Genomic DNA, 680 nt, shown 5'->3' with positions numbered 1-680 from the left:
ACCTCTGCACTGGTTAAAGCCTTGTTCTGGGTAGTGCCGTCCAGACATGATCGTCTCACAGACCACCTGGGTACTTGGTCCTATCGTCCGAGCCCACTTGAGTATCCTTGCCGGGGTCCATGATGCCTGGGCCTGGTGACTCGAGGGCATGTGCGCAAAAGAAGTCTGGTACTGACCCTTCCTCTCACATCGTCGGTGACTCGCTATGCGCACTCCAGCCGAGAAGATCTCCACTGTGGTTCTGGTAACCCGTACATCAAGGGTCTGGCCAACCAGATCGTAGGGAACCGAGTAGTAGCCGTCTAGGACCCGTACGTGGTAGTTCATCTGGACTTTGAACCGCTTGGCACTCCGCATATTCATACGCCGTAGTAGGCAGAGGACGCATCACTGGCTTGTCCACAGCCTCAAACACGCTCTTTCTGGTCCCCTCTCGCCTTTGGAACCCTTGAGCGTTCAGCTCCTCTAAGAGCTCGTAGATTGCCTGGTTGAGCTCGTACAGGGAGAAGAACTTGACGTGACGAAGCCTGGCGAGAATCTGGCGTTCGACGATCAGGACTCCTCCTTCAACGGCGGCCTTATCTCGAGGCTTTCGGGGTCTAGCTGGTAGAATCGTGACCTCATAGTGCCTGGCCCACTCCAGGTAGCTCTCGTTGAATACCGGGTCATACTTGGATGGC

At 55.7% G+C, this 680-nt stretch carries 1 protein-coding gene and 1 pseudogene; both read right to left on the bottom strand.

Features of this window, described 5'->3' with window-relative positions; genetic code table 11:
- Nucleotides 1–327 (bottom strand): Mu transposase domain-containing protein (locus tag FEAC_RS16055; protein ID WP_419195377.1); only part of this gene is annotated, 327 nt, incomplete at its 3' end.
- Nucleotides 257–680: pseudogene (locus tag FEAC_RS15745) on the bottom strand (hypothetical protein); the annotation flags it as partial. The gene FEAC_RS16055 and the pseudogene FEAC_RS15745, both read right to left, overlap by 71 nt.

The sequence above is a fragment of the Ferrimicrobium acidiphilum DSM 19497 genome (assembly GCF_000949255.1).
Taxonomy (GTDB): Bacteria; Actinomycetota; Acidimicrobiia; order Acidimicrobiales; family Acidimicrobiaceae; genus Ferrimicrobium; species Ferrimicrobium acidiphilum.
This window is presented reverse-complemented; position numbering and strand designations above follow the sequence as displayed.